Consider the following 24885-nt stretch of genomic DNA (forward strand, 5'->3'; position numbering starts at 1 on the left):
GGGTGATGCGGATCACAGCAGGGTGGTACCACTCTGGCCCCACGTGGGTACCCTGAGCGTATGGCAATGAACCTTCGTCTCCGGGATGACCAGGCCGAGGCCCTGAAGCAGCGCGCCGAGCAGGAGGGCACCAGCATGAACGCCATAGTGGTCCGGGCGATCGACGACTACCTCGCCCGCACCGCCCAGCAGGCCCTGGTACGGGAGACCGCGCTCAAGCAGGCCGCCAAGTGGCGGGAGCTGATGGATCGGCTGAAGTGACCCACCTCTACCTGTCGGCCGAGGACATCCTGGACCTGGCCGCGGTGGCCTGCGACGACATGCAGATCGTCGTCCGCGACGCCGGGCTGCTGGAGTCGGCGGCCCACCGGCCCCTCGCGGAGATGTTCGGCGAGGAGGCCTATCCCGACCTCTTCGACAAGGCGGCCGCGCTCCTGCAGTCGCTGGCGATCAACCATCCGCTCTTCGACGGCAACAAGCGCACGGCGTGGCTCTCCTGCGTGACCTTCCTGGCGATCAACGGGGTCGAACTGGTGCCGGACATCGATGCCGCCGAGGCGCTGGTGATCGCGGTGACGACGGGCGAGGCGGACGAGGTCAAGGCGATCTCCGAGGGGCTGCGGCGATTGGCCTGAGCGATCCGTGTCGGGCCTTGCCGCCGTTCGCGGGCCGGTACGCTAGGCGGGTTGTCCGATCGCCCGCCGACTGCGGGGTGGGGCCGGGAACACCGCCCTGACCTGCGACAATCCCCTTTTCCGGAGACCGTGAGTACTGCCGCCTCTTCGCCCGTGCCGTCCATCTCGCCGCTGTTCTCCGATGCCGCCGAGCCCCACCATCCGGTCCGGCCCAGCGGGACCTCCGCCGCCACGCACCTGTCCCCGGCCTTCCCCGGCCGGGCGCCCTGGGGGACCGCCGGCAAGCTGCGCGCCTGGCAGCAGGGAGCGCTCGACAAGTACATCGAGACCCAGCCCCGGGACTTCATGGCGGTCGCCACCCCGGGCGCAGGCAAGACCACCTTCGCCCTGACCCTGGCCTCCTACCTGCTGCACAACCACCTGGTGCAGCAGATCACCGTCGTCGCGCCCACCGAGCACCTGAAGAAGCAGTGGGCCGAGGCGGCCGCCCGGATCGGCATCCGGCTGGACCCGGCGTACTCCTCGGGGCCGCTCTCCCGCGACTACCACGGCATCGTGGTCACCTACGCGGGCGTCGGGGTCAACCCGATGCTGCACCGCAACCGCACCGAGTCCCGCAAGACGCTGGTGATCATGGACGAGATCCACCACGCGGGCGACTCCAAGTCCTGGGGCGAGGCCTGCCTGGAGGCGTTCGAGCCGGCCACCCGGCGGCTGGCGCTGACCGGCACCCCGTTCCGCTCGGACACCAACCCGATCCCGTTCGTCCAGTACGAGCCGGACACCGACGGCCTGCGCAAGTCGGTCGCCGACTACACCTACGGCTACGGGCACGCGCTGGCCGACCACGTCGTCCGTCCCGTGATCTTCCTCTCCTACAGCGGCAACATGCGCTGGCGCACCAAGTCGGGCGACGAGTTGGAGGCCCGGCTCGGCGAGCCGATGACCAAGGACCTGATCGCCCAGGCCTGGCGCACCGCGCTCTCCCCGCAGGGCGAGTGGATCCCCAATGTGCTGCGGGCCGCCGACAAGCGGCTCACCGAGGTGCGCAAGGCGATCCCGGACGCCGGCGCCCTGGTGATCGCCAGCGACCAGAACTCCGCCCGCGCCTACGCCAAGATGATCCGCGAGATCACCGGCCACAAGGCCACCCTGGTGCTCTCCGACGAGGCCGAGGCGTCCAAGAAGATCTCCGACTTCTCCGCCTCGGACGACCGCTGGATGGTCGCGGTCCGGATGGTCTCCGAAGGCGTGGACGTGCCCCGCCTGGCAGTCGGCGTCTACGCCACCTCGATCTCCACCCCGCTGTTCTTCGCCCAGGCGGTGGGCCGCTTCGTTCGCGCCCGCAAGCGCGGCGAGACCGCCTCGGTCTTCCTGCCCTCGGTGCCGATGCTGCTCGGCTTCGCCAACGAGATGGAGCTGCAGCGCGACCACGTGCTGGACCGGCCCAAGAAGGAGGGCGACGGCCTCTTCGACGAGGAGGACCGGCTGCTCGCCGAGGCCGAGCGGGCCAACGACGGCCCGGACGGAGCCGGCGGCGAGGAGTTCTCCTACGAGGCGCTCGGCTCCGACGCGGTGTTCGACCGCGTGCTCTACAACGCCATGGAGTTCGGGATGCAGGCGCACCCGGGCTCCGAGGAGGAGGAGGACTACCTCGGCATCCCGGGCCTGCTGGAACCGGACCAGGTGCACCTGCTGCTGCAGAAGCGGCAGAGCCGGCAGATCCAGCGCTCCAAGGCCAAGCCCGCCGAGGAGGCCGACCTGCTGGAACTGCCCGCCGACCAGCGCCCGGTGGTGACCCATCAGGAACTGCGGGAGCTGCGCAAGGAGTTGAACACCCTGGTGGCCGCCTGGCACCACCGGACCAACCAGCCGCACGGCACCATCCACAACGAGCTGCGCCGCCAGTGCGGCGGCCCGCTGACCGCTCAGGCCACCGCCAACCAGCTCAAGGCCCGGATCGCCAAGGTCAAGGAGTGGGCCCGCTGACCCCGGGGGGGCGCTGCTCCCCCTTTCCGCGCCGGTGACTCCGGTTGCCGCCGCACCGCGATCCGTCATCCTCACGACGGCCCGGCGCACCACCGGTGCGCCGGGCCGTCCGCATTCCGACCGGTGAGTTCCCCGGAAACTCCCAGGTGTCCGTTACCCGGAGCGCGGTCGCGGAGGACGGCGCGAAGACCTCGCGAATTGCCGACTATTGCCCGGGTTGGTCCGGATCCAGGGAATCGATCTTGACCGAATTTTGGACAAGCACTTCCATAGCGACGATTCAGTTACTACTTTCTCCCCACGCTCTGCCGTAGGCACGACCTCCTACCGGAGCGCGCAGGGCCGTGTGCCGATGACGTCGCAGCCGGCCTGCCGCGTCCATCAGCCCTGCGCGCGACTCACTCGGCGGCCCGCCGGTCGGCCGACGCCGCGGAAAGGAATGCGTGTCGTGACCGCCGAGACCTCCCAGACCCTCGACCGCGGTGTCCGGGTGCTCAAGCTGCTGGCCGACTCGGAGCGCGGGCTGACCGTGACCGAGCTGGCCGCCCGGCTGGCCGTCAACCGCACCGTGGTCTACCGGCTGCTGGCCACCCTGGAGCAGCACGGGCTGGTCCGCCGCGACGTCGGCGGGCGGGCCCGGGTCGGCCTCGGGGTGCTGCGGCTGGCCCACCGGGTGCACCCGCTGCTGCGCGAGGCGGCGCTGCCCGCGCTGCGCAGCCTGGCCGAGGACCTGGGGGCGACCGCCCACCTCACCCTGGTGGACGGCACCGAGGCGCTGGCCGTCGCCGTGGTGGAGCCCAGCTGGACCGACTTCCACGTCGCCTACCGCACCGGCCTGCGGCACCCGCTGGACGAGAGCGCGGCCGGCAAGGCGATCCTGGAGGCCCGCAAGCACCCCGGCCAGCGGCGACCCGAGCAGGCCTTCGTGATCACCCGGGCGGAGGAGCAGTCCGGCGCCAGCGGCGCCGCGGCGGCGCTGGTCGGCCTGAGCGGGATCGAGGGCAGCGTCGGCGTGGTGATGCTCAACGGCCTGGTGCCCGAGCGGGTCGGGCCGCGCGTGGTGGAGGCGGCGACCGAGGTGGCGGACGCCCTGCGCTGAGCCGCGGTGTGTTTGGATTCCCCTTGTGCCTGCTGACTCCCACACCTCCTGGCTGACCCCGCGCCGCCGGGCGCTGACGCTCTGCGGCGCCGTCCTGGCAGTGCTCTTCCTGGTGGCCGCGTTCGCCCCGCTGCCGTTCACCAAGACCTGGCCGGGCGCCACCGCCGACGCGCTGGACAGCTACCAGGGACACCAGGTGGTGACCATCACCGGTGCCCCGGTCCGGACCACCAGCGGATCGCTCCTGGTGACCACCATCCTGGCCACCGGACCGCAGGAGTCGATCAGCCTGTGGGCGGCGCTGAAGGGCTGGGCGGACCCGAAGGTGGCGGTGCTGCCCCGGGACAGCGTCTACCCGCAGGGCAACCTGAACCAGGCCCACCAGGAGGTGGTGCAGTCGCAGGACAGCGCCACCGCCGCCGCGCTGAACTACCTGCACCTCTCCGCCGACCAGGTCAAGGTCTCGGTCGACCTCGGTGACATCGGCGGCCCCAGCGGCGGCCAGATGCTCACCCTGGCGATCATCGACAAGCTGGCCGGCAACGGCAAGGGCGGCGACCTGACCGGCGGGCGCGACATCGCCGGCACCGGCACCATCGACGCCAACGGCGACGTCGGCGCGGTCGGCGGAGTGTCGCTGAAGACCCAGGCGGCCGCCCGCGACGGCGCCACCGTCTTCCTGGTGCCGCGCGCCGAGTGCGCCGACGCCAAGGTCAACACCCCGGCCGGACTCCGGCTGGTCCCGGTGAACACGCTCAGCGACTCGGTCGCCGCCCTCGACGCGCTCGGCAGCGGCGCCCCGGTGCCGAGCTGCTAGACCGCCCGGCAGCGGCGCCGCGACGGGTCGCCGGCGGGCGCCGCTGCGGTCAGGCCGTCGGCGGCTCCCCGCCGGCGGCCTGCGCCACCAGCGGCAGCACCCGGTAGGGCACCGGGTTCTCCAGCGCGATCGCGGTGGCCGCCCGGACGATCCCGTCGAAGCCCACCACCCGGTCGATCACCCGCTGCAGGTCGGCGTTGGACCGGGCGACGATCCGGCAGAGCATGTCACCCTGCCCGGTGATGGTGTGCAGCTCCAGGACCTCGGGCACCGAGGCCAGATGGGCCCGCACATCGACCCCCTGGCCCTGCGAGATCTCCAGGGTGGCGAAGGCCGTCACCGGATAGCCGAGCGCCGCAGGCTCCACCTCCGGCCCGAAGCCCCCGATCACCCCGCGGGCCATCAGCCGGTCCAGCCGGGCCTGCACCGTGCCCCGGGCCACCTGCAGCCGGCGCGAGCACTCCAGCACCCCGATCCGCGGTTCGGCGGCCAGCAGTTCGATCAGCCGGGCGTCCAAGGCGTCGATTCGGGACGCAGCACCGATATGGGGCGAAGCTGGCACGGGCATGGGAAGCCTCCAGGACTGGGCAGTCTGTACAGCCGGCAGCGGCATTCTGCGACCAGAGCGCACAGCTTGACCAGCGCTGCCCCGAACAGTTGCGCAGCGGCGTGAGCGGGGCCACTCTCCACCCACGACCACGTGGCGGGCACCCCCACCCGCCGCCACGGGCCGCCGGCCCCACACCCCGGGGCCCGCCGGGGTAGTCACCGCCTACAGGGAGGCAGTCATGACCGACACCGCCGCTCAGTCCGTCCCCGCCGACTCCTTCCCGGTGAAGGGCATGGACGCCGTCGAGTTCGCAGTGGGCAACGCCAAGCAGGCCGCGCACTACTACTCCGCCGCCTTCGGGATGCGCTGCGTCGCCTACCGCGGTCCGGAGACCGGCCACCGCGAGACCGCCAGCTACGTGCTGGAGTCCGGCTCCGCCCGGTTCGTCCTCACCTCCGTGATCAAGGCGACCAGCGACCACGGGAAGTTCCTCGAGCAGCACGTGGCCGCCCACGGCGACGGCGTGACCGACCTGGCCATCGAGGTGCCGGACGTCCACGCCGCCTACGCCTACGCCGTCGAGCACGGCGCCACCGGCCTGGTCGAGCCGCACGAGCAGGCCGACGAGCACGGCACCGTGGTGCTGGCCGCGATCGCCACCTACGGCGAGACCCGCCACACCCTGGTGGACCGCTCCCGCTACGCCGGCCCGTACCTGCCCGGCTACACCGCCCGGGAGCCGATCGTGGCCCCGCCGGCCCGCCGCAACTTCCAGGCCATCGACCACTGCGTGGGCAACGTCGAGCTCGGCAAGATGAACACCTGGGTGGACTTCTACAACCGGGTGATGGGCTTCACCAACATGAAGGAGTTCGTCGGCGACGACATCGCCACCGAGTACTCCGCGCTGATGTCCAAGGTGGTCGCCGACGGCACCCGCAAGGTGAAGTTCCCGCTCAACGAGCCGGCCATCGCCAAGAAGAAGTCGCAGATCGACGAGTACCTGGAGTTCTACGGCGGCCCCGGCGTCCAGCACATCGCGTTGGCCACCAACGACATCGTGGCGTCGGTCCGGCGGATGCGCGAGGCCGGCGTCGAGTTCCTGGACACCCCGGACAGCTACTACGACACCCTGGGCGAGTGGGTCGGCGAGACCCGGGTGCCGATCGAGGAGCTGCGCGAACTGAAGATCCTGGCCGACCGCGACGAGGACGGCTACCTGCTGCAGATCTTCACCAAGCCGGTGCAGGACAAGCCGACCGTCTTCTTCGAGATGATCGAGCGGCACGGCTCGATGGGCTTCGGCAAGGGCAACTTCAAGGCGCTGTTCGAGGCGATCGAGCGCGAGCAGGAGAAGCGCGGCAACCTGTAACGCCGTCAGCTGCCCGCGGCCCCGGTCCGGTTCCGTCCCGACCGGGGCCGCAGGGCTGCCCCCGCGCCGGATCAGGCATCAACGCGGTGACCGGACCCGACCGGGGCCGCAGGGCTGCCCCGGCACCGGATCGGGCACCACCGCGGTGACCGGGTCCGCCCCGATCGGCTCGTGCGCAGCACGCGCCACGGCCGTACCCCTCCGGTATGGTCGATGGCTGGTCGACGGCCGGCGGGATGGAGCGGGCAAGTGAGAGTGGTGCAAGAGGACGAGCGGACGGTACCGACCGCCCCCCGGCCCGCCCCTTCGCCCGCGGGGAGGTGGCGACCCTGGGTCACCGCGCCGGTGCGGGCGGTGCGGGAGGCACCGCGCAAGCCGATGTGGATCGCCGGCGCCCTGGCGGCGGTCTCCCTCTTCGGCTACGCGCTGGCCCGGCACCTGATCGGCACCGGCATGGTGGACATGATCGTCTACCGGGCCGAGGGCGACGCGGTGGTCCACCACCTCGACCTCTACGGGCTGCGGGTCACGGCGGCCAACCTGCCGGCCACCTACCCGCCGTTCGCCGCGCTGCTCTTCGTGCCGACCACCTGGTTCTCGGTGAGCTTCCTACGGGTCGCCGTCACCGGCGGCAACGTCGCCCTGCTCGCCCTGGCGGCGCTGTTCTCCTTCCGGCTGACCGACTGGCCGCGCCGGGAGCTGCGGCCGGTCGGCGTGGTGCTGGCCGCCGGGCTCGGGGTCTGGCTGGAGCCGGTCTACACCGACCTGCGGTACGGCCAGATCAACCTGCTGCTGCTCTGCCTGGTGCTGTGGGACCTCAACGTCTCGCGGGAGCGCGGCTGGAAGGGCGTCGGCATCGGAATAGCGGCCGGCATGAAGCTCACCCCCGGACTGTTCGCCGTCTATCTGCTGGTCACAGGCCGGATCCGGGCCGCGGTCACCGCCGGCGCCACCTTCCTGGCCACCTTCGCGGTCAGCGCGCTGGTGCTCCCCGACGCCAGCAAGGGCTTCTGGACCAAGTACCTCTACGACTCCTCCCGGGTCGGCCGCACCGACATCGTCGACAACCAGTCGCTGCGCGGGATCGTCGCCCGGTTCGAGCAGGTGCACGTGCCCGGGCCCGAGGCCGCGCTGCCGGTCGCCGTGATCGCGGTGGCGGGCCTGGCGGTCGCCGCGCTGCTGTGGCGCGACAACCACCGACTGCCGCGCGCCGAGGCCTGGGGTGCCTGCTGCACCGCCGTCACCGCGCTGCTGGTCTCACCGATCAGCTGGACCCACCACTGGGTCTGGTGCGTGCCGCTGCTGGTGCTGCTCGCCGCCGAGGCGGACCACGAGCGCACCCGGCCCGCCGCGGTGCGCCGCCGGCGCTGGCGGCCGATCTTCGTGCTGACGCTGCTCGGCTTCTGCTCCTTCGGGATGTGGCTGGTGCCGCACGTGGGCATCGTCAACCTCCGCCTGAGCCTGGTCCAGCAGCTGCCCGCCGGCCTCTACGTGTGGATCGGGCTGTGCTTCCTGACCGTGGCGGCCATGCGGGTGCGCGGCCGGCGAAGCGCGGTGGGACGGCCGGTCGTGCCCCAGCCGCGGACCGCCTCCCGGACACCCCGGCCGCTGGTCGCGCCGCGCACGTCCGCCGAGCAGAGCCTGCCCGGCGAGCGGCACACCCCGGTGGTGCGCTGATCCGGGATCGCTGGTCCGGGACCGCTGGTCCGGGATCGCTGATCCGGGACTGCTGATCCGGGATCGCTGGTCCGGGACTGCTGGTCCGGGATCGCTGGTCCGGGACTGCTGGTCCGGGATCGCTGGTCCGGGATCGCTGGTCCGGGATCGCTGGTCCGGGACTGCTGGTCCGGGATCGCTGACCCGGCATCGCCGATCCGGGACGCCCGCCGGACCGGCTCAGGCCAGCAGCGCGGCGAGCGAGCCCTCCAGGTCGAGGACTCCCAGTTCGCAGCCCGGCGGCACCAGCCGGTGGCAGCGCTCCAGCCAGGAGGCCACTGCCGGCAGCGGCGCCTCCAGCAGCGCGTCCCCACCCGGTGAGCTGAGCGCCAGGCAGAGCACGCCCCGCCGCCTGGCGGGAGCGCCCCCGGCCGGGCGCGGGGCGAGGCTCGGCCAGATCCGCACGTCCCCCTGACCGCACGGGCGGAAGGTGCCCTCGACCAGCAGCTCCCGGGCGAACACCCAGGTCACCGGGCAGCCGGTGTCCAGGTGGAAGGTGACGTGCACGGCGTACGGGTCGTGACTGCCGTACGAGAACCGGGCCGCGACCGGAACGCTGCGCTCGGGCGAGAGCACCAGCTCCAGCTGCAGTTCCTGCTCCACCACACTCGGCTGGACGTCCATGGCGTCAATCCCCTCGATCGGCTGCGACCGGCCCGTGCCGCCCGCTTCACCCGGAGAGAGCAGCGGGACGCCGAGGCCTTACACACATTCCGGGCGGATGTCCCGAGAATCTCCAACACGAGCGGAGCACGCCCCGAAAGGGCTACCCTTTGTGACTGCCCGGCGACGTGGCGTGCGTCCCCGCCGAGGCCCCAGGAGAGTGGATCAGCCATGTCGGACCAGCCAATGGCCGCCAGCCGGGCGGCCGCACCCGAGCCCGGCTACTACCCGGACCCGTCGGTGCCGGGCTTCGTCCGCTACTGGAACGGCGGCACCTGGGTGCCCGGGACCAGCCGCCCGGCCCCGGGCGAGGGCGAGGTGCTGCCCCCGCCCCCGTTCGCCGACCGGCCGGCCGCGCGGCCCAACGCGCGCTACATCCCGCCGCCCGCGGTGCCCAGCCCGACGGCCGCGCCCGAACCGGCCGTGGTGGTGAGCGGCGAGGAGTACGAGACCGGACCGGTGTTCCTGGACGAGACGGGCGCCAGCGCGGTGTTCACCCTGGGGCCGGCGGCCCAACTGGACGGGCCGGGGTGGCGTGCCGATCCGCAGGAGCAGCGCGGACTGCTGGAGACCGGGGGAGCGCCGCGCTGGGTGTCCTGGGGAGTCGCGGAGGACACCGGCGCGCACCGGGCGGCGGGGGCGCCAGGCGCGGGGGGTGCTCCGATTGCCGGGGCGGGGCCCGCGTTCACGCCTGCCTCCGCGCCGGAGCCCGCTCCCGCGCCCGCGCCTGCGCCGGCGGTGTCCGCGTCCGCGCCTGCGCCGGTGGTGGGTCATGGGGCCGGGTCTGCGCCGGTGGCGGGTCATGGGGCCGGGTCTGCGCCGGTGGCTGTTTCGGGGGCCGGGCCTGCGCCGGTGGCGGGTCAGGTGTTCGCGCCGCCGGTGGTGCGCGGGCCCGGGCCGCTGCCGCCCGTGCACCGGACGTCGGCCCCGCCGACTTCCCAGGCTCAGGCCGCCAAGGTCCAGGCAGCGCCGCCCGCCGGAATCGGCCGCCGGGCGCTGGCCAGGCTGGTGGACCTGGTGCCGCTGGCCGCCGTCGGCACCGCCGTCGGACTGCCGCTGGCCACCCAGACCAGCGCCTACCTGCAGCAGAAGCTCGACCAGGCCCGGACGGTCAGTCAGCTGACCCGCCGTGAGGTGGACGTCTGGCTGGTCGACGGCACGGTCCTCGGACGGGTGGCCCTGCTGCTCGGCGCGCTGCTGCTGGCCGGCCTGCTGCTGGAGGTGCTGCCCACCGCGCGGACCGGCCGCACGCTGGGCAAGCGCCTGCTGGGGCTACGGGTCGTCAGCGTCGGAACCAGGCAGCCGCCGGGCGCCGGCCGCGCCTGCGGCCGCTGGCTGGTCGGTCAACTGCTGCTGGTCACCGTGCTGGGACTGGCCGGCCTGGCGGCCTGGCCGGACAAGGTGGCACGCACCACCGTGGTGCGGGGCTGACCGGTGGTCAGGATCCGCCCCGGGGGCGACGAAACGGGTCGAATGTCCGTAGAAGGTACGATTTTTGGTGATCTACTGCTCGTATGAGCAGCTATGACCCTTCCAATGGTGACTCGGAAGGAGGCGGCAAGCCCTCCTCCGAGAACCAGCCGCCGCAACCCGGCGCGAACGGCTCCCCGTACAACGGCCAACCCTCCGGCCCCGGCGACTACCGGGGCAGCTACGGCGGCCCTCCGCCCGGCAGCCCGTACGGCTCCTACGGCGGCGCGCCCGGCGGCCTGCCCAGGGGCGGCCCGCCCCGGATCCCGGGCATGCCGCCGCTCGGCAGCTGGCCGCACCGGATCATCGCCCGCCTGATCGACTACGTGATCATCCAGGTGGTCGCCCTCGCGGTGACCCTGCCGATCAGTGGCTTCCACCGGAACGGCTGGACCGAGGGCGTCTGGGTGTACTACGCGTTGTACCTGGTCTATGAAGGCGTGATGATCTCCCGGTACGGCCAGACCGTGGGCAAGAAGGTGATGAACGTTCGGGTCGCCATGCTGATCGACGGCTCTCGCCCGAGCGCCCAGGCCGCCTGGATCCGGGGCGCCGTCTACACCGTGCCCGCGGTGCTCTGCTGCGGCCTGTGGTGGGTGGTCGACGGCATGTTCGGCGTCTTCGACAAGCCCTACCGCCAGTGCATCCACGACAAGGCGGCGAAGACCGTGGTGGTCTCCACCGTCGGCTGACGCACCGGCGGCCCCGGCTGACCGATGGCCCCGGCTGACCGGCGGACCCCGCCTGACCGGCGGACCCCGCCCGATCGACGGACCCGGCCTGACCGGCGGACCCCGCCTGACCGGCGGACCCGGCTCGACCGGCGGACCCCGCCCGATCGACGGGCCCAGCCGCTAGCGTGGCCCCGGTCCGGTCCGCGCCGGCCGGACCCGTCTGCCGACCCGGGGGAGCACCGTGATCACGCCCGTCGACCTGGCCGCCTGGCCCACCACCGAGGCGGCCGCCCTGGCCGAGCAGCACCGCCTGCGCCCGCTGGTCGAGCCGCACGGCCCGGCCCCCGCCCCCGGCGCCCTGGTGGCCGGCGTCGACGTGGCCTACGACGACGACCGGGACGTGGTCGCCGCCGCGGCCGTCCTGCTCGACCTCGACACCCTGGAGGTGGTCGAGCGGGCCACCGCCGTCGGCCGGATCGCCTTCCCGTACCTGCCGGGCCTGCTGGCGTTCCGTGAGCTGCCCGCCGTGATCGACGCCCTGTCCCGGTTGACCCGCCGACCCGACCTGGTGGTCTGCGACGGCTACGGCCTGGCCCATCCGCGCCGTCTCGGCCTGGCCAGCCACCTCGGCGTGCTCACCGGCCTGGCCACCATGGGCGTGGCCAAGACCCCGTTCACCTTCAGCCACACCGCGCCGGCCCCCGAACGCGGCGCCTGGACCCCACTGGTCGACGCCGCCGACGGCAGCGAGGTAGGCCGCGCGCTGCGCACCCGCGCGGGAGTGAAACCGGTCTTCGTCTCCGTGGGCCACCGGATCGGGTTGTCCGAGGCCGTCTCAGCCACCCTCGCGTTGACCCCCGAGTACCGCCTGCCGGAGACCACCCGCCAAGCCGACTCGCTCTGCCGGCGGGCGCTGGCGGAGGCGGTGGCGGGTTGAACGAGGCGGTGGCCGACGGCGGTGGCCGACGGCGGTGGCCGACGGCGGTGGCCGTCGGCTGCGTCCTCCCGGGAGCGTCGGCTGCCCCGGGCCCTCGCACGGTCCCCCCGCGTGTGCCGTCGGATACTCTGGGTAGGCACGCTGGCAAGCGCACCCGACACTGGCACATGAGTGCGGGCCACGATCGTGCGGGCACTCGGTTCGGCGGTGCACGAGTACCGGACGGGTACCCACGGTGGTGGACACGAGGGTTGGCGTTGCGTTGAATACTTGCCAGGCTTGGACGGACACGAGACGGGGGGACGTGAACCGTGGCCGACACCGGGAGCAGTGGCTCCGGCTACCAGGTCGAGGTGGACAGCCTGAGGGCGTTCGCCGGACAGGTGCGAAGCCTGCTGGCCGACTTCCAGGCGAACGCCGACGGGCCCACCGCACACGCCAAGTCGGGCATCGCCCGCGGCTCCTTCGGCGACTTCGCCGAGGCCACCGCGCTGCACAACCAGTACGACGTGATGCGTGACGGCCTCAAGGACGTCCTCATCGCCCTGCACCAGGCGATCGACGAGGCCCAGAAGAAGGCCGACCTGACCGCCGGCAACTACGAGGAGCAGGAGCACCGGACCTCCCAGGACCTCCGGGTCACCACCGACGGTTGGTCGGTCGGCAGTCCCGCGGCAGCCGGCACCTACAGCGCGGTCGCCGCCGGCGGCGCGGCGGCGGGTGCCGCGGCCGGCCGCTCGGCGGCCAACCGGGCCGCCGACCGCTCGGGTGCCGCCTCGGGTGCCGCCTCGGGTGCCGGCGATGCGACGGCGGGCGACGGCGCGGTGCCCCCGGTGGCGGGTGCTCCGGCCGGTACTCCGGCGGGCGGCAAGCGGAAGTCGGGCGGCGCGGCGGCGGACCAGGGCACGCCGGTGAGCGGTGACCAGGACGGGGCGGAGCTGCCGCAATGGTGACGGAACGTCAGAGGGCGGCGGGGATGCGGATGGCGGTGACGGTGCCGGCGATGATGGCAATGATGGCAATGATGGCAATGATCGCGATGCCTACGGTGACAGGGGGCGAGTCGGCGTGAGTGACGATGTGACGGACTTCAGCGTCTACAGCCATTCCCAGCTGCGGACGATGGTCGAGTCGCTGAACTCCGGTGACGTGATGTCCGCAAGCGATCCCTGGCGCCGCGCGGCCACCACCCTCAAGCAGATCCGCACCTCCCTGGACACCGCCTGCGGCGACGCCACCCAGAAGTGGCAGGGCAACACCAGCGACGCCTTCTACAGCGCGATGACCAAGCTGGCCACCAACGTCAACAGCACCGCCGCCTACGCCAACGACGCGGCCAACACGCTGCAGATGATGTCTGAGGCCATCGACCAGGCCAAGCACGACATGCCGGAGGAGCCGGGCTTCTGGGAGCAGGTGGGCAACGGGATCTCGGACACCGTCCAGAACACCATCGGGGTCGGCGACGACAGCACCCAGACCCCGATCGCCGACCAGCGCAAGGCGCAGGCCGTCGCGGTGATGCAGACGCTGGCGAACAAGTACCGGACGGCGGTGCCGGTGCTGAAGCCGCCAAAGCTGTCAGGCATTGAGGATCCCAGCGTGCCGCCCCCGGATCCAACCGCGGCGGCAGCTTTGAGCGCCTTTGTGATGGGTGCGGGCGCGGGCGCCATCGGTGGCTACGCGACAGCGCCGGAGACCCGGCAGGCCGTGAACCGGGCGGCTACCGCGAGCGCTCCCGCTCCGACACCCCGTCAGGGACCAATTCCATCCACCACGGCAAGGCCGACGGACTCCGGGATCAGGGGCGGCGTCCCGAACCCGGCGCCGAAAGCGCCGAAGTCCGTCGCGGTCGGCTCGGGAACTGCACCGGTAGCTTCCACTGCCGCACCTCAGGGTGGGGCCCCGCTGCGCACCGCACCGACGACAGGGACCAGTCTGGATCACACCTCACTTGCGGCTCGGCCTCCGGCCCTCTCCACGGGAGGTGCCCCGAGCGCGCTGCCCGGCGACACCGGGCCGACCGGCACCGCTCCGATGCCCGTGGGGCTCGGCCCCAACGCCGCCATGGGCGAACGTGATTCGCATGGTGCGTTCGACGAGCCGCTGACGCCCCGCGGGGGACGGGCGAGCGCGGGCTCCACGCCTCGTGAGGGTGTCTTCACCGGTGAGGAGGAGCCGTTCGCCGGCGGTGGCGGACGCGGCCTCGGCGGGAGGGCAGCGCCGGGTGAGGGAGTCTTCGACGGAGAAGAGGTTGGCATGCCCGGCAGCCGGGCCGGAGCCGGGCTGCGCGGCGGTGGTGCGGGCGGCCGGCGGGCGGGGGCGGTCGGTGAGCCGGAGGAACCGGTTGGTGGCTCGGTCAGTGGGGCGGCACGCGAGAAGGCCTTCACCGAGGGCGGTACCGGCCTGGGAGCTCGGAGCAGGGCGGGCATGGAGATCACTGGGGAACCCGGCGAGGAGGGCACGGGCATGCCTCCCGGTGGCGCAGGGGCCACACGACGGAAGAAGAAGCCCACGGGCAAGCGGGCGGACTACCTGGTCGAGGATGAGGAGACCTGGGTGTCGGGAGAGGACGTCAACCCCGGCGTGGTGGAATGAGGGGCTGACGTCGGCGAGATGGGGGAGCGGTCATGACCAGCAGGCGGTCGGTGCGGGGGATGGCCGCTCTCGCGGCTGCGGCCCTGGTGTGGGGCCTGACGGCCGGGCCAGCGGTGGCGGACACCATCCGAGACCAGCAGTGGGCTCTGAAGGTCTATGACGCTCCAGGCAAGGTGTGGCCGATCAGCCAGGGCGATGGTGTCACAGTTGCCGTCATCGATTCGGGAGTGAATGCGGATCATCAGGATCTGACTGGTCAGGTGTTGCCAGGGGCTGACTTCTCGGGCGGACAGAGCGATGGCCGTGTTGACACCGAGGGGCATGGAACGGCCATGGCCAGCCTGATTGCTGGCCATGGTCATGGAGACCAGTCAGGAGTAATGGGACTGGCACCGAAGGCCAAGATCCTTCCTGTTCGGCTGGACCTTTCGGAGGCTGGCGACGTGAGCGCGAGTAACGGAGACAGGTTTGCCGATGCCCTTCGCTATGCGGTGGATCACGGCGCGAAGGTTGTAAATATGTCCATTACTGGTGCAATGCGCACCAGCCCGGCTGATCGGGAGGCTGTCGCCTATGCAGTCTCGCGCGATGTTGTCCTGGTTGCTGGATCGGGCAACTTGGCCTCGGATGTTGGTTATCCAGCAGCCTTTCCCGGTGTAGTAGCGGTAGGGGCGGTTGACAAGACGGGCAGCATCTGGGTCAAGTCCGACTGCGGTCCTGAGCTAACACTTGTTGCCCCGGGCGTCAGCATTGTCGATGCCGGAAACAAGTCCCCGACCGACTACCGCTACGCCGACGGCACCTCCGACGCCACCGCCTACGTCTCCGCCATCGCCGCCCTGGTGCGTTCCAAGTACCCCGACCTCACCGCCGGTCAGGTGATCCGCCGGCTGATCACCTCCGCTGACGCGCCGCCTGACCACAGTGCGGCGCCCAATGACCGCTACGGGTACGGGATCGCGTCGCCGTCCAAGGCGCTGAAGGCGAATCCCGCTGTCGACAACGGGCCGAAGGACAACCCGCTGCTGAACCGGGTGGAGTCGCAGGGCGGGCCCGACTCGGCGTCGCCGGCTCCGGTGCCGCAGGCGGCGGGCAGGGACGGCGGGGTGTCGGTGTGGCTCTACGTCGGGGGCGGCGTGGTGCTGGTGCTGGTGGTCGCCGGGATCGGCGTGCTGGTGCGGCGGGCCACGGCGTGACGCAGGACTGTCTGAGCTGCGCCAGGACGGCCGTGCTCGCCGGGTTGCCGCCGCGTGAGCGGGTGGCGGTGGACGAGCACTGGCGGGTGGCGCACGCGTTCGGGGCGGGGCTGCTGGGATGGCTGGTGCTGCTGCCGCGCCGGCACGTGCTGAGCATCGCCGAGCTGACGGACGAAGAGGCGGCGGGGCTGGGTCACTGGCAGGTGCGGCTGTCCCGGGCGCTGACCGAGGAGACCGGCTGCCGGAAGGTCTATCTGGCCCAGTTCGCCGAGGCGCCCGGATTCGGGCACGTGCACTTCCATCTGGTGCCGCGGCCGCCGGAGTTGGCGCAGGAGCTGCGCGGGCCGGGGATCTTCGGACTGCTCGGCGGCGGGCCCGGCCCGTCGGAGCGGGAGCAGGACGAGTTCGCGCTGCGACTGGGGGCCCGCCTCGCTCGGGCGTCGCGCTCCCGGTCCGAACCGTCCCCCTGACAAGGCGCCAGGTGCGGCACTAGGGTCGTGCCCATGTCTGAGTCCGCTGCCTCCTTCACCGGCCTGCACCATGTCCAGCTCGCGATTCCGCCGGGGGCCGAGCCGCTCTGTCGGGAGTTCTGGGGGGACGTGATGGGAATGGCCGAGCTGGAGAAGCCGCCGGTGCTGGCGGCCCGCGGCGGGTGCTGGTTCCGAGGCGGCGGCCTGGAGGTGCACCTCGGTGTGGAGCAGGACTTCACCCCCGCCCGCAAGGCGCACCCTGGCATCCTGGTGAACGGCCTGCGGGCGCTGGCCGAGCGGCTCGAGGCACATGGCCACCCGGTGCAGTGGGACGGCGAGTTCCCGGGTCACGACCGCTTCTACGCCTTCGACAAGCTGGGCAACCGCCTGGAGTTCCTGGAGCCCCACGGCGCCCGGTGAACGACCCTTCCACGACGATGACGACGCCCCGGGAGACCTTCGCCCCGGCTCCGCCGCAGCCGCTGCCGCGTGGGCTGTTCGATCCGGGCTGCCTGCCGGATCCGGTGCCGTTCAGGTTCAGCGCGAAGTGGGCCTGGCTGGTGCTGCGCTGCCTGGAGCCGGGGCCTCGGCGGTTCTCGGAGCTGCGGGTGCCGCTGCACTGGGTCACTCCGAAGGTGCTGACCGAGACGCTGCGCTCGCTGGAGCGGGACGGGCTGCTGACCCGGACCGAGTTCCAGGAGCACCCGCCCCGCGTGGAGTACGAGTTGACGACGTTGGGCCACTCGCTGTTCGGCCCGATGGACGCGGTCTGCGGCTGGGCCGGGGAGAACCTGGACCGGCTGCTGGCAGCCCGCGCGGCGCACCCGGCACCGCCGGCGTAGGCGTCGCGGCGCACCCGGCACCGCCGGCGTAGGCGTCGTGGCGCACCCGGCAGCGTGGGTGCCGTGGCGCACCCGGCACCGTCGACGTGGGCGTCGCGGCGGGCACGGCACATGGCGGGTCCGGTTCGAAGGGACACCCCCGTTGTCCCCATGGTCCCCTGCCCCCCGGTTGTCCGGCGGCTCCGCCGACCGGTCAGGCGGCCAGTTCGCGGGCCTCCAGGTAGGTCCGCACCACCGCCATGCCGTACACCGGCTGGATCAGTTGCTGACCCTTGAAGAACGGCCGGGCGGGGGCGAACCCGGCCGCGACGAGGAGCTCGCGGATCTCCGCTATCTCCGCCTCACTGCGGGCCGTGAAGCGGACCTCCCAGCCCTTCTTGTACGTCGAACCCCGCTCGCCGGCCCGGCGGGCGGGGTCGGGCCGCCGGACGTAACCGGGCAGCCGGCCCAGACGCAGCTGCGCCGCGCTCAGACCTGATGTCTCGTCATATGGCATGTCCCGATGGTAGGCAATGGTCGCGAGTGGCTCGCGGGGAGGGAGGATTCCGGGGAAGTGGCCCGAGTCACACCGCGATTGGGGAAAGCACGGTCTGGGTAGCACGCGCAAGCAAGTCGCGCCCAATTACTCCGAATGAGTGCGGGTATGGCGACTTTAGTGCGGAGCTGTCCCGGTTTGACGACGGTTGCGTAACGGTGCGTCAGTGTACGACTGCGGCGACCGGGCGACGGGGGAGGGTTGTCGCATGAGCTTCCAGATGCCGCCCACTGCCCTGTCCCTCGAAGAGCTGGCCCGCCGTCAGCAGAACGTGATCACGGCAAGTCAGCTGCGCGCCCGCGGAGTTCCGTCCCGCGTGGTCAGCGAGCACTGCCGGCGCGGCGGTCCCTGGCAGCGTCTGCTGCCCCGGGTCTACCTGCTGCAGCCGGGCGAGCCGACGCCCGAGCAGCGGATGTGGGCCGCGCTGCTCTACGCGGCCCAGAACGGGCGCGAGGACGGCAGCCGGACCGGCGCGGTGCTCACCGGTGCCGCCGCGCTGGCGCTCTACGGCTTCACCGCGGTGCCCCGGTTGCCCGCCATCACCGACGTGGAGGTGCTGGTGCCCCGGCAGCGCCGGCTGCGGGACGTGGGGGAGGTGCGGATCCGGCGCACCTCCCGGCAGTTGGAGTCCCGCGAGGTGCACGGGCTGGCCTGCGCGCCGGTGCCCCGGGCGGTGGCGGACGCGCTGCGCGAGTGGACCGACAGCGGGGCGCTGGACGCGGGGCTGCTCGGCTCCCGGGGGCTGCGGACCGTGCTGCGCGAGGCGGTGGCCGACGGCCGTGCGGACGGCCCCCGGTCCTGCCCGCCGGCCGAGCTGCTCGCCGAGCTGCGCGAGGCGGGGCTGCTGAGCCAGCCGCGGATCCGCGCCGCGGTGGACGAATTGCTGGCCGCCGAACGGCAGGCGACGCTCGGTGGAGTGCTGGAGCTGGCCGCCGCCGAGCTGCTGCCCACCCCGCTGACCGGGCCCGAGCTGCGGATGCGCGGCGGCACCTTCGTGGCGGTGCCCGACCTCTACTGGCCGCTGGAGGGCGTGGCGGTCGAGGTGGACTCGGCGCTGCGCTGCCTGAGCGACGGCGAGACCGCCTGGATGCGGGCCGGACAGCACCGGATGGCCTATCTGGGGGTGCGGGTGCTGCACCTGACCGCGGAGCAGGTGGCGGCGGACTCGGCCGCGGCGGCCGAGGAGCTGCGGCAGGCCCTGCTGCTCGGCGCCACCGACCTGGTGGAGCTGCAGGTCGCCGAGGGCTGAGCCGCAGCCCGCCCCGGGCCGGACGGGCTCAGCCCGGCACCGGCTTCCCCGATCAGCCCGGCACGGCTCCCCGCTCAGCCCGGCACCGGCTTCCCGATCAGCCCGGCACCGGCTCCCCGCTCAGCCCAGTACCGGCTCCCCGCTCAGCACCACGCCCGCCGCCCTCAGCTGCTCCAGCGCCTGCGCCGTGGTCCGGGCCGCCACGCCCGCCGTGTGGTCCAGCAGCACCCGGGTGGCGAACCCCGCGCGCGCCGCGTCCAGCGCCGTGGCCCGCACGCAGTGGTCGGTGGCGATGCCGACCAGGTCCAGCTCGTCCACCGCACGCTCGCGCAGCCAGTCGGCCAGCGTGCTGCCGTTCTCGTCGAAGCCCTCGAAGCCGCTGTAGGCCGCGGCGTGCGCGCCCTTGGAGAAGACCGCCTCGATCGCGCCGGAGGTGACCGAGGGCGCGAAGTTGGGGTGGAAGCCGACCCCCTCGGTGCCGGCCACGCAGTGCGGCGGCCAGCTGTCGACGTAGTCGGGCTCGGCGGAGAAGTGGTCACCCGGGTCGAGGTGGTTGTCCCGGGTGGCCACGATGTGGTCGTAGGACCCGCGCTCGGTGGCGATCAGCTCGGTGATCGCGGCCGCCACCTCGGCCCCGCCGGCCACGGGCAGGCTGCCGCCCTCGCAGAAGTCGTTCTGCACATCGATGACGATCAGGGCCCGGGACATGGTGTTGGATCCTTGCTGAATCGGGTGGTGAGTGGGGTGGCCACTCGGGAGCGTGGCCACTCTAGGGAGTGCCGGTGGGCGGTGGAAGGGGCGCTACCGCGCCGCCCTCGTCGCCGTCAGCCCAGCAGCAGCTCGGTGGCGATCACCGGCTCGCCGCGGGAGAGCTGGGTGGCCGACATCGGCAGAGCGGCCCGCGAGCGCAGGTGGCGTTCCCGGGCGGCGGCCAGCGGCTCCCGGCCGACCACCTCACCGGCCCGCACCAGCGGCACCTGCAGGGCGTGCCCGGCGAGCTCGGCGGGCGGCTCCCCGGTGCCGACCACCTCGGCCTCGGCCACTCCGTCGGCGTCCGGGCGGCGGGCCGCCCACTTGCGGCCGCCCGCACTGGACTTGGCGCCGGCCGAGCGCTTGGCCACCGGCACCAGCGGGGCGCCGGGATCGGCGGAGGCGGCCCGGGCGACCAGCTTGTAGACCATCGCGCAGGTCGGCTGGCCACTGCCGGTGACCAGACTGGTGCCGACGCCGTAGCCGTCGACCGGCGCGGCGGCGAGCGCGGCGATGGCGTACTCGTCCAGGTCGGAGGTGACGATGATGCGGGTCCGGTGGGCGCCGAGCTCGTCGAGCTGGCGGCGGACCCGGTGGGCCAGCATGGTCAGGTCGCCGGAGTCGATCCGGACGGCGCCGAGCTCGGGCCCGGCCACCTCGACGGCGGTGCGCACCGCCTCGGCCAGGTCGTAGGTGTCCACCAGCAGGGTGGTGCCGGTGCCCATCGAGGCGATCTGGGCGGTGAACGCGTCCTTCTCGGTGTCGTGCAGCAGGGTGAAGGCGTGCGCGGCGGTGCCGGTGGTCGGGATGCCGTGGGTGAAGCCGGCCTCCAGGTCGGAGGTGGCGGCGAAGCCGGCGACGTAGGCCGCCCGGGCGGCGGCCACCGCCGCCCGCTCGTGGGCCCGCCGGGCGCCCATCTCGATGCACGGCCGCTCCCCCGCGGCGGCCGTCATCCGGGACGCGGCGGCGGCCACCGCCGAGTCGAAGTTGAGGATGGACAGGATCACCGTCTCCAGGAGAACGGCCTCCGCGAAGCTGCCCTCGACGGTCAGCAGCGGGGAGCCGGGGAAGTAGACCTCGCCCTCCGGGTAGCCGTGGATGTCACCCGTGAAGCGGTAGTCGGCCAGCCAGCGCAGGGTCGGTTCGTCCACCACCCGCTGGTCGGCCAGCCAGTCCAGCTGGGCGGTGCTGAAGCGGAAGTCCCGCACCGCGTCGAGGACCCGGCCCACGCCGGCCAGCACGCCGTAGCGGCGGCCGTCCGGCAGCCGCCGGGTGAAGACCTCGAAGACCGAGCGGCGGTGCGCCGCACCGCTGCGCAGCGCGGCCTGCAGCATGGTGAGCTCGTAGCGGTCGGTGAGCAGCGCGGTCGAGGCGGCTGCCGGAGAGGTGGGCAGGGCGGTCGGTGCCGCCGCGAATGCCTGGGCGTCCATGCATATGATGCTACTACCACTTAGCGTCAGTTTGACGATTTTGGTGGCCGATCGCCGGGTCGGAATCGCTCCGCGGTCCCTCGGATGGCAGCATGGGAGGTCAGGGGGGCCTCTGCCGAGCGGGGGAGGGCGCCCAGCAGTTGCCAGACGCAGAGCCCGTGACCCGTCCCGTAGAGGAGAGCCCGCCGTGAGTGTCGCGCCGGCCGAGATCGAACGCCCCGAGGCCGAGAGCCTCCCGGTGGCGGAGCCGGACACGCCGTGGGTGACGATCGTCCACAACGATCCGGTCAATCTGATGAGCTACGTCCTCTATGTCTTCCAGGCGTACTTCGGCTACCCGAAGGAGAAGGCCCGCAAGCTGATGATGGACGTCCACACCCGCGGCCGGGCCGTGGTCTCCAGCGGCACCCGCGAGGAGATGGAACGGGACGTCCAGGCCATGCACGGCTACGGCCTGTGGGCCACCCTGCAGCACGACTGACGACCGGTCGGTTTCCGACCGGTCGCGCGGGGCGATCGCGCCCCGATCAACCGCACTCCAATCGATCACGAACACGGGACGGTAGTTGCACTGATGGCTGGCTTGTTCGAGCGGACCCGAGACGGGGGCGCGGCGATCGCGCTCGACCAGGTGGAGGCGGACATCCTCCGCTCGCTCGAGGTGCAGATGCTGGAGCTGATCGGGCCCGGTCCGGGCGGCGAGCCCGGCGCCGACCCGCTGGCCGCCCTGTTCGCCGAGGGCCCCACCGAGATGCCCGGCGACCCGGCACTGGCCCGGCTCTTCCCCGACGCGTACGGCGACCCCGGCGAGGCGGCCGACCCGCAGACCCGGGCACTGGCCGCCGAGTTCCGCCGCTACACCGAGCTGGACCTGCGGGCCCGCAAGCGGGAGGACGCGCTGTTCGTGGTCCGCTCGCTGGACAGCCTCGGCGGCGACGGCGGAGTGCTGAGCCCCACCGACGACGAGTGCCGGCGCTGGCTCGGCGCCCTCAACGACCTGCGCCTGACCATCGGCATCCGGCTGGAGGTCACCGAGGACGACGAGCAGGGGCTCTACCAGCTACCGGACAGCGACGAGCGCAAGCCGCTGGTGATGGCCTACCTGTGGCTCGGGGCCATGCAGGAGTCGCTGCTGGAGGCGATGACCGGCTGATCAGGGCCGTCCCGCCGCCGAGTTGGCGGCACCGTCCGCCGGTCGGAGGCGCTGACGGGCCGCTCGGGGCTGCCCCTATCCTGGCCGCATGCTGACCATCACCCGAGAGCTGCACGACGCGATCGTCGCCCACGCCCGCGCCGACCACCCGGACGAGGCCTGCGGGGTCGTCGCCGGACCGGCCGGCAGCGACCGCCCGGAGCGGTTCGTTCCGATGCTGAACGCGGCCCGCTCGCCCACCTTCTACGAGTTCGACTCGTCCGACCTGCTCAAGCTCTACCGCGAGATGGACGACCGGGACGAGGAACCGGTGATCGTCTACCACTCGCACACCGCGACCGAGGCCTACCCGTCGCGCACCGACGTCAGCTACGCCTCCGAACCGAACGCCCACTACGTGCTGGTCTCCACCGCCGAGGGCAACGGGTCCGAGGACCCCTTCCAGTTCCGCTCGTTCCGCATCGTGGACGGCGTGATCACCGAGGAGGACGTCCAGGTGGTCGACGCCTGACCGGCAACGGCCGACGGCCCGCGCCCGCCGGTCGCGGCCGGCCCGGCGCTCTGCAGTGGATCTCAGCCCTCGGAAGGAAAGTATCCGAGCAGCGAGACGGGCATGGAGGAACCCGGCCGGGAATCTATACGATGACCGCATGCGTTCCGTCGATGTGAGCACTCAGGCCCCGGGCATCCGCCTCGTGGCGCGCCTGCACATCGACCTGTGCCGGCACGCCGCGGCGATCTGTCCGGACGCCTGCCGCTGCGGCACCTGAGGGCGCGCCGCCCGGCCGGTCCGGGTGCGTGCGGCCGCACGCCCAGCCTCCGCCCCACCCCGCCGCGCCCCTGCGGCCCCACCACCACCTGCCCAGGAGCACAGCCATGGCCATCGAGGTCCGCATCCCGACCATCCTCCGCACCTACACCGGCGGCGCCAAGGCCGTCGACGGCACCGGCAGCAGCCTCGGAGAGCTCATCGCCGACCTCGACGTCCGCCACCCGGGCATCGCCGACCGCCTGCTGGACAACGGTGAGCTGCGCCGCTTCGTCAACGTCTACCTGAACGACGAGGACGTCCGGTTCCTGCAGGGCATCGGCACCGAACTGACCGACGGCGACAGCATCACCATCCTCCCCGCCGTGGCCGGCGGCGCGAAGTAATGCGTTACGACAGCCCCCTCCAAGCCGTCGGCAACACCCCGCTGGTCCGGCTGCCCCGGCTCTCCGCGGCCGTGCCGGGCAACGAGGCGGGCCTGGTGACGCTCTGGGCCAAGCTGGAGGACCGCAACCCGACCGGCTCGATCAAGGACCGCCCGGCCCTGCACATGATCGAGCGGGCCGAGGCGGCCGGCCGGCTCACCCCCGGCTGCACCGTGCTCGAACCCACCAGCGGCAACACCGGCATCTCGCTCGCCATGGCGGCCAAGCTCAAGGGCTACCGGATGGTCTGCGTGATGCCGGAGAACACCAGCGAGGAGCGGCGCGAGCTGCTCCGGATGTGGGGCGCCGAGATCATCTCCTCGCCGGCCGCCGGCGGCTCCAACACCGCCGTGCGGGTGGCCAAGGAGCTGGCCGCCGAGCACCCGGACTGGGTGATGCTCTACCAGTACGGCAACCCGGACAACGCCGGCGCGCACTACGCCACCACCGGCCCGGAGATCCTGGCCGACCTGCCGACCGTGACGCACTTCGTGGCGGGGCTCGGCACCACCGGCACCCTGATGGGCGTCGGCCGGTACCTGCGCGAGAAGGTCCCCGGCGTGCAGATCGTGGCCGCCGAGCCGCGCTACGACGACCTGGTCTACGGGTTGCGCAACCTCGACGAGGGCTTCGTGCCCGAGCTCTACGACGCCGAGGTGCTGACCAGCCGGTTCAGCGTCGGCTCCGCCGACTCGGTCCGGCGCACCCGTCAACTCCTGGCCGAGGAAGGCATCTTCGCGGGGGTCTCGACCGGCGCGATCCTGCACGCGGCGCTCGGCGTCGGCCGCCGGGCCGCCGCGGCGGGTGAGCGGGCCGACATCGTCTTCGTGGTGCCGGACGGCGGCTGGAAGTACCTGTCCACCGGCATCTACACCGCCGCCGACACCGACGAGGCGGTCGAGGCGCTGAAGGGCCAGCTCTGGGCCTGACGTGCCGCCAGGTCGCTCAACGGGCCCGCACCGCACGCTCGGTGCGGGCCCAGGTCGGTGCGTCCAGCAGGCCGACCCGGCGGCGGAAGGCGGTCAGCGCCACCTCGCGCAGCTCGTCGGTCTCCAGCCAGCCGGCCCGGCCCTCCCGGTCGCCCACCGAGCCCGGCGGCAGCGCCAGCACCCCGGGGCGCTGGTGCTGCTTGCTGGTGATCTTGACCACGGTCGCGGTCCGGCCGTGCACCGAAAGCACCAGGCAGGGGCGGTCCTTGCCGCCCGGGCGGTCCTCGAACGGCACCTCGGCCCACCAGATCTCGCGCGGCGCCGGAGTGCCCGCCGCCACTCCCGCCGCCCGGCGCGGTGCGGGAGTGCGGGCCGGGGCGGTACCCGGCCCCGCGCCGCGCGAGCGGCGGCCGAGCAGCACCACGAGGGCGAGCACCACCAGGGCGGCCAGGCCGAGCAGCGGATAGGCCGCGGCCGGGACGTGCTGCGCGAGGTCCGGGTGCGCTGGGTGCGGCTGCGCGAGATCCATGCGACGACCGTACCGGTGTGACAGTTGGGCAGATATCCGCCCCCTGCAGCCGGTTCGTCACGGAACAGCCACGACGCCCGCCGCACCC

Annotated in this window: 29 protein-coding genes; 23 read left to right on the top strand and 6 right to left on the bottom strand. The window is 72.7% G+C overall.

Going from position 1 to position 24885, the window contains the following annotated elements:
• The first annotated feature begins 60 nt into the window (after nucleotides 1-60).
• The 5 genes from LN042_RS15845 to LN042_RS15865 all read left to right on the top strand — a co-directional run bounded on the left by LN042_RS15845 (nucleotide 61) and on the right by LN042_RS15865 (nucleotide 4540).
• Nucleotides 61-261, top strand: coding sequence for a ribbon-helix-helix protein, CopG family (locus tag LN042_RS15845; RefSeq protein WP_230051859.1), 201 nt, complete (start codon nucleotides 61-63; stop codon nucleotides 259-261).
• On the top strand, nucleotides 258-635 hold the full coding sequence (locus tag LN042_RS15850; protein WP_230051860.1) for a type II toxin-antitoxin system death-on-curing family toxin: 378 nt from the start codon (nucleotides 258-260) through the stop codon (nucleotides 633-635). The genes LN042_RS15845 and LN042_RS15850 overlap by 4 nt, the downstream gene beginning before the upstream one ends.
• A gap of 171 nt (nucleotides 636-806) precedes the next feature.
• Nucleotides 807-2624, top strand: a complete 1818-nt coding sequence (locus LN042_RS15855) for a DEAD/DEAH box helicase (RefSeq protein ID WP_249801114.1) — start codon at nucleotides 807-809, stop codon at nucleotides 2622-2624.
• 448 nt (nucleotides 2625-3072) lie between these two features.
• Nucleotides 3073-3723, top strand: coding sequence for an IclR family transcriptional regulator (locus LN042_RS15860; RefSeq protein WP_230051861.1), 651 nt, complete (start codon nucleotides 3073-3075; stop codon nucleotides 3721-3723).
• Nucleotides 3724-3748: 25 nt separating this feature from the next.
• The gene (locus LN042_RS15865; RefSeq protein ID WP_230051862.1) at nucleotides 3749-4540 is read left to right on the top strand and encodes a S16 family serine protease; all 792 of its coding nucleotides are present in this window, start codon (nucleotides 3749-3751) and stop codon (nucleotides 4538-4540) included.
• A 49-nt stretch (nucleotides 4541-4589) separates the two neighbouring features.
• On the opposite strand, the gene LN042_RS15870 is transcribed toward LN042_RS15865, so the two are convergent.
• Complete coding sequence (locus tag LN042_RS15870) at nucleotides 4590-5108, bottom strand: Lrp/AsnC family transcriptional regulator (RefSeq protein ID WP_230051863.1); 519 nt, start codon at nucleotides 5106-5108, stop codon at nucleotides 4590-4592.
• A gap of 220 nt (nucleotides 5109-5328) precedes the next feature.
• Between LN042_RS15870 and hppD the strand changes: the two genes are divergently transcribed.
• Both hppD and LN042_RS15880 read left to right on the top strand, forming a co-directional pair.
• A complete protein-coding gene (gene hppD / locus LN042_RS15875) occupies nucleotides 5329-6462 on the top strand; it encodes a 4-hydroxyphenylpyruvate dioxygenase (RefSeq protein WP_230051864.1) in 1134 nt (377 codons plus the stop codon).
• Between the two features lie 249 nt (nucleotides 6463-6711).
• Nucleotides 6712-8139 carry a glycosyltransferase 87 family protein gene (locus LN042_RS15880; RefSeq protein ID WP_230051865.1) on the top strand — a complete coding sequence of 476 codons (1428 nt, stop codon included), beginning with the start codon at nucleotides 6712-6714 and terminating at the stop codon, nucleotides 8137-8139.
• Nucleotides 8140-8358: 219 nt separating this feature from the next.
• Here the strand turns inward: LN042_RS15880 and LN042_RS15885 are convergent, their stop codons facing one another.
• Nucleotides 8359-8802: an SsgA family sporulation/cell division regulator gene (locus LN042_RS15885; RefSeq protein ID WP_230051866.1), complete on the bottom strand. Its 444-nt coding sequence runs from the start codon at nucleotides 8800-8802 to the stop codon at nucleotides 8359-8361.
• 210 nt (nucleotides 8803-9012) lie between these two features.
• Between LN042_RS15885 and LN042_RS15890 the strand changes: the two genes are divergently transcribed.
• The 9 genes from LN042_RS15890 to LN042_RS15930 all read left to right on the top strand — a co-directional run bounded on the left by LN042_RS15890 (nucleotide 9013) and on the right by LN042_RS15930 (nucleotide 17028).
• On the top strand, nucleotides 9013-10272 hold the full coding sequence (locus LN042_RS15890; protein ID WP_230051867.1) for an RDD family protein: 1260 nt from the start codon (nucleotides 9013-9015) through the stop codon (nucleotides 10270-10272).
• 83 nt (nucleotides 10273-10355) lie between these two features.
• Nucleotides 10356-11003, top strand: coding sequence for an RDD family protein (locus tag LN042_RS15895; RefSeq protein ID WP_230051868.1), 648 nt, complete (start codon nucleotides 10356-10358; stop codon nucleotides 11001-11003).
• Nucleotides 11004-11229: 226 nt separating this feature from the next.
• Complete coding sequence (locus tag LN042_RS15900) at nucleotides 11230-11922, top strand: endonuclease V (protein ID WP_230051955.1); 693 nt, start codon at nucleotides 11230-11232, stop codon at nucleotides 11920-11922.
• Nucleotides 11923-12233: 311 nt separating this feature from the next.
• Nucleotides 12234-12875, top strand: coding sequence for a DUF2563 family protein (locus tag LN042_RS15905; RefSeq protein WP_230051869.1), 642 nt, complete (start codon nucleotides 12234-12236; stop codon nucleotides 12873-12875).
• A gap of 115 nt (nucleotides 12876-12990) precedes the next feature.
• Nucleotides 12991-14520: a WXG100 family type VII secretion target gene (locus LN042_RS15910; RefSeq protein WP_230051870.1), complete on the top strand. Its 1530-nt coding sequence runs from the start codon at nucleotides 12991-12993 to the stop codon at nucleotides 14518-14520.
• Between the two features lie 32 nt (nucleotides 14521-14552).
• Entirely contained in the window at nucleotides 14553-15716 is a 1164-nt protein-coding gene (gene mycP, locus LN042_RS15915) for a type VII secretion-associated serine protease mycosin (RefSeq protein ID WP_230051871.1), read from the top strand.
• Nucleotides 15713-16186, top strand: coding sequence for an HIT family protein (locus LN042_RS15920; protein ID WP_230051872.1), 474 nt, complete (start codon nucleotides 15713-15715; stop codon nucleotides 16184-16186). Before mycP ends, LN042_RS15920 begins: the two co-directional genes overlap by 4 nt.
• 33 nt (nucleotides 16187-16219) lie before the next feature.
• Entirely contained in the window at nucleotides 16220-16606 is a 387-nt protein-coding gene (locus LN042_RS15925) for a VOC family protein (protein ID WP_230051873.1), read from the top strand.
• 17 nt (nucleotides 16607-16623) lie between these two features.
• On the top strand, nucleotides 16624-17028 hold the full coding sequence (locus LN042_RS15930) for a winged helix-turn-helix transcriptional regulator (protein ID WP_230051874.1): 405 nt from the start codon (nucleotides 16624-16626) through the stop codon (nucleotides 17026-17028).
• A gap of 193 nt (nucleotides 17029-17221) precedes the next feature.
• On the opposite strand, the gene LN042_RS15935 is transcribed toward LN042_RS15930, so the two are convergent.
• On the bottom strand, nucleotides 17222-17524 hold the full coding sequence (locus tag LN042_RS15935) for a hypothetical protein (RefSeq protein WP_230051875.1): 303 nt from the start codon (nucleotides 17522-17524) through the stop codon (nucleotides 17222-17224).
• Between the two features lie 247 nt (nucleotides 17525-17771).
• On the opposite strand from LN042_RS15935, the gene LN042_RS15940 reads away from it, so the two are divergent.
• Nucleotides 17772-18812, top strand: a complete 1041-nt coding sequence (locus tag LN042_RS15940; RefSeq protein ID WP_230051876.1) for a type IV toxin-antitoxin system AbiEi family antitoxin domain-containing protein — start codon at nucleotides 17772-17774, stop codon at nucleotides 18810-18812.
• Nucleotides 18813-18932: 120 nt separating this feature from the next.
• On the opposite strand, the gene LN042_RS15945 is transcribed toward LN042_RS15940, so the two are convergent.
• A complete protein-coding gene (locus LN042_RS15945; protein ID WP_230051877.1) occupies nucleotides 18933-19520 on the bottom strand; it encodes an isochorismatase family protein in 588 nt (195 codons plus the stop codon).
• A 116-nt stretch (nucleotides 19521-19636) separates the two neighbouring features.
• Nucleotides 19637-20992 carry a nicotinate phosphoribosyltransferase gene (locus LN042_RS15950; RefSeq protein WP_230051878.1) on the bottom strand — a complete coding sequence of 452 codons (1356 nt, stop codon included), beginning with the start codon at nucleotides 20990-20992 and terminating at the stop codon, nucleotides 19637-19639.
• A gap of 187 nt (nucleotides 20993-21179) precedes the next feature.
• On the opposite strand from LN042_RS15950, the gene clpS reads away from it, so the two are divergent.
• The 6 genes from clpS to LN042_RS15975 all read left to right on the top strand — a co-directional run bounded on the left by clpS (nucleotide 21180) and on the right by LN042_RS15975 (nucleotide 24268).
• Nucleotides 21180-21473 (top strand): ATP-dependent Clp protease adapter ClpS, encoded by a 294-nt coding sequence (gene clpS / locus LN042_RS15955; RefSeq protein WP_035848862.1) that lies wholly within the window; start codon nucleotides 21180-21182, stop codon nucleotides 21471-21473.
• Between the two features lie 93 nt (nucleotides 21474-21566).
• The gene (locus LN042_RS15960; RefSeq protein WP_230051879.1) at nucleotides 21567-22145 is read left to right on the top strand and encodes a DUF2017 domain-containing protein; all 579 of its coding nucleotides are present in this window, start codon (nucleotides 21567-21569) and stop codon (nucleotides 22143-22145) included.
• Nucleotides 22146-22233: 88 nt separating this feature from the next.
• The gene (locus LN042_RS15965; protein WP_230051880.1) at nucleotides 22234-22656 is read left to right on the top strand and encodes a M67 family metallopeptidase; all 423 of its coding nucleotides are present in this window, start codon (nucleotides 22234-22236) and stop codon (nucleotides 22654-22656) included.
• A 139-nt stretch (nucleotides 22657-22795) separates the two neighbouring features.
• Nucleotides 22796-22915, top strand: coding sequence for a putative leader peptide (locus LN042_RS38025; protein ID WP_372495750.1), 120 nt, complete (start codon nucleotides 22796-22798; stop codon nucleotides 22913-22915).
• A gap of 106 nt (nucleotides 22916-23021) precedes the next feature.
• Complete coding sequence (locus tag LN042_RS15970; protein ID WP_230051881.1) at nucleotides 23022-23300, top strand: MoaD/ThiS family protein; 279 nt, start codon at nucleotides 23022-23024, stop codon at nucleotides 23298-23300.
• Nucleotides 23300-24268 (top strand): PLP-dependent cysteine synthase family protein, encoded by a 969-nt coding sequence (locus tag LN042_RS15975; RefSeq protein ID WP_230051882.1) that lies wholly within the window; start codon nucleotides 23300-23302, stop codon nucleotides 24266-24268. Before LN042_RS15970 ends, LN042_RS15975 begins: the two co-directional genes overlap by 1 nt.
• 16 nt (nucleotides 24269-24284) lie before the next feature.
• On the opposite strand, the gene LN042_RS15980 is transcribed toward LN042_RS15975, so the two are convergent.
• Nucleotides 24285-24797 (bottom strand): type II toxin-antitoxin system PemK/MazF family toxin, encoded by a 513-nt coding sequence (locus LN042_RS15980; RefSeq protein WP_230051883.1) that lies wholly within the window; start codon nucleotides 24795-24797, stop codon nucleotides 24285-24287.
• Nucleotides 24798-24885: the final 88 nt, after the last annotated feature.

Source organism: Kitasatospora humi, from assembly GCF_020907985.1.
Classification (GTDB): domain Bacteria; phylum Actinomycetota; class Actinomycetes; order Streptomycetales; family Streptomycetaceae; genus Kitasatospora; species Kitasatospora humi.